The 2,720-nt window shown below is 67.7% G+C and carries 2 protein-coding genes and 1 pseudogene; 2 read left to right on the plus strand and 1 reads right to left on the minus strand.

Translation table 11 applies throughout. The features are described 5' to 3' along the window. Nucleotides 1-7 precede the first annotated feature (7 nt). Nucleotides 8-1,471, plus strand: coding sequence for a potassium transporter TrkG (locus tag P2Q66_RS11135; RefSeq protein WP_275728041.1), 1,464 nt, complete (start codon nucleotides 8-10; stop codon nucleotides 1,469-1,471). Next, complete coding sequence (locus P2Q66_RS11140) at nucleotides 1,464-2,156, plus strand: TrkA family potassium uptake protein (protein ID WP_275728039.1); 693 nt, start codon at nucleotides 1,464-1,466, stop codon at nucleotides 2,154-2,156. Before P2Q66_RS11135 ends, P2Q66_RS11140 begins: the two co-directional genes overlap by 8 nt. An 83-nt stretch (nucleotides 2,157-2,239) precedes the next feature. Here P2Q66_RS11140 and P2Q66_RS11145 read toward each other — a convergent pair. After that, nucleotides 2,240-2,720 (minus strand): annotated as a pseudogene (locus tag P2Q66_RS11145) (polyketide antibiotic transporter); the annotation flags it as partial.

Genomic DNA, 2,720 nt, shown 5'->3' on the forward strand with positions numbered 1-2,720 from the left:
GACGCCTATGCACCTGAAGGCTTACCAGCGAAGCCCTGCCCCGCGCCGCCGGAGACAAAAGCCAAGTACGGTCCTTTCCGGCTACGGCCGGTCCGCCGCAGCCTTCCAGGAGCGGCAGCTGTCCAGCCTGCAACGGCTGGTCCGGCGCCTGGTTCCCCGGCATCCCGCCCAGGTGATTGTGCTGGGCTTCGCGCTGGCGATTGCCGCGGGCACCGGCCTGCTCATGCTGCCGGTGGCCAAAGCCGGCGACGGCGGCGCCTCCCTGCTGGAAGCCCTCTTCACGGCCACGTCCGCCGTCTGCGTCACCGGGCTGATCACCGTGGACACCCCGGTGTTCTGGAGCGGATTCGGGCAGGCCGTTATCCTGGCGCTGATCCAGGTGGGCGGGTTCGGCGTCATGTCCTTCGGCACCCTCCTGGGCGTGCTGATGGCCCGCCGGCTGGGCCTGCGCTCCCGGATGCTGGCCGCCGCCGAAACCAAAAGCCACGGCTTTGGCGACGTGCGCCGCGTCCTGCTGGGCGTCTTCCTCATCACGGTCATCGTGGAAACCGCACTGGCCCTGGTCCTGATGCTGCGCTTCATGCTGGGCTACGGATATCAGCCCTGGGAAGCGCTCTGGCACGGGGTCTTCCACTCCATTTCCGCGTTCAACAACGCCGGCTTCGCGCTGTACTCGGACAACCTCATGGGCTTCGTCAGCGACCCCTGGATCTGCCTGCCGATCGCCGCCGGAGTGATCATCGGCGGGCTCGGCTTTCCCGTCCTGTTCGAGCTGCGGCGCCAGTACCGGCCCGTCTTCTGGAGCATGAACACCAAACTGGTCCTGGTGGGCAGCGCCGTGCTGCTCGCCGGCGGCACGGCCTTCCTCACCGCCGCCGAGTGGACCAATCCCGCCACCTTGGGCGGGCTCCCGCCCGGCGACCGCATCCTGGGCGGGTTCTTCCAGTCCGTCATCACCCGCACGGCCGGGTTCAACAGCATCGACATCGCGCAGATGCACCCCGTGTCCTGGATGGGCATGGACATCCTGATGTTCATCGGCGGCGGGCCTGCCGGAACCGCCGGCGGCCTGAAGATCACCACGTTCGCCGTCCTGTTCTTCATCCTCGCCACCGAACTGCGCGGCGGCACCGCGGTGAACATCTTCGGAAAGCGGCTCTCCCGGGCCGTGCACCGGCAGGCCATCACCGTGGTGCTCCTGGCCATCGCGCTCATTGTGGGCTCCACGATGTTCCTCATGCTGATCACCGATTTCGGGCAGGAGCGGATCCTCTTCGAAGTGGTCTCCGCCTTCGCCACGGTGGGCCTGTCCACCGGCATCACCGCCGGGATGCCGCCGGCCGGGCAGGTGGTGCTGATCCTGCTGATGTTCATCGGCCGCCTTGGCCCCGTCACACTTGGCACCGCACTGGCCGTCCGCGGCCGACCCATTATGTACGAATACCCGAAGGAAAGGCCCCTCATTGGCTAAGGACTTGTTCTCCCGCAGAGCCGGGCGCGTGGCGCAAGCTGATTCCGTGGCCGTGATCGGCCTGGGCCGGTTTGGTGGTTCGCTGGCACTGGAGCTTGAAGCCCAGGGAACCGACGTGCTGGGCATCGACAGCAACGAGGAAATCGTGCAGTCCTACAACGGCCTGCTCACCCACGTGGTCCGGGCCGACTCCACCAAGGAGGAGGTCCTGCGGCAGCTCTCCGTCCACGAGTTCGACCGTGTGGTGGTGGGCATCGGCACCGACCTCGAGGCCAGCATCCTGACCACCTCGCGGCTGCTGACCTTCAAGCACCCGCAGATCTGGGCCAAGGCCATCAGCGAACCGCACGCCGAGATCCTGGGCCAGCTGGGCGTCGAGAACGTCATCCGGCCTGAGCACGACATGGGCAAGCGGGTGGCGCACCTGGTGCGCGGGTCCATCCTGGACTACGTGGAGTTCGAGGACGACTTTGTGATGATCCGCACCCAACCGCCCTCCGAAGCGCGGGACCGGCCGCTGGGGGTGCTCGGGCTGCGGGACAAGTACGGCATCACGATCGTTGCGGTGAAGAGGCCGGGGACTGCATGGACCCACACCACCGCGCAGACCGTCCTCTACGACGACGACCAGATCATCGTCCAGGGCCCCAAGAACCTCGCCGAGGGTTTCAGCACCATGGCCTAGGAGGCCTTACCGGTGGTTGAGCTTGTCGAAACCCCGGGTTTCCACAAGCCCAACCACCATTAATTCGGCAGGCCCAACCACAGTTAAGCCGCCAGGTCTCGTTCACGTACCAGGCGGGCGGCTGCTGCCGAAGCGGTGATCGCGACGGCGGCCATCAGGAGGGCGCCCTCCGGGTGGAAGGCCTCAACGGGCATGGCCGACGAATGCCGGAACGGACTGAGGTCCTGCAGCCAGGTTGGCAGGCCCAGCAGCTCCCCGAACTGTCCGAGGACCAGGGCAACGGCCAACGCACCCCAGCCGACGGCGCCGCTCCACCTGGATGCCAGGGCGAACACCAGCGCGGTCACGGCAGGGAAGACGAGTGCCGCCGGGATGTGGGCCAGTGCGGCTGCCAGCACGGTGCCCGGACTGCTGCCACCCGCCTGCGACAAGGCAAGCACGACGGCCGCCGACGCCCCCGCGGAGGCCGCGACCGCCGTCGTCGTGATTGCTGCGACGGCCAGCGTTCCCCCCAGCCAGCGAAGGCGCGACGCCGGCACGGCCAGGAGCAGTTCAGCGCGCCCT

This window comes from Arthrobacter sp. Cr_A7 (genome assembly GCF_029222765.1).
Taxonomy (GTDB): Bacteria; Actinomycetota; Actinomycetes; order Actinomycetales; family Micrococcaceae; genus Arthrobacter.

Coding starts and splice junctions, on each gene's coding strand:
- P2Q66_RS11135 (WP_275728041.1), top strand. CDS start 8: ATGCACCTGAAGGCTTACCAGCGAAGCCCTGCCCCGCGCCGCCGGAGA.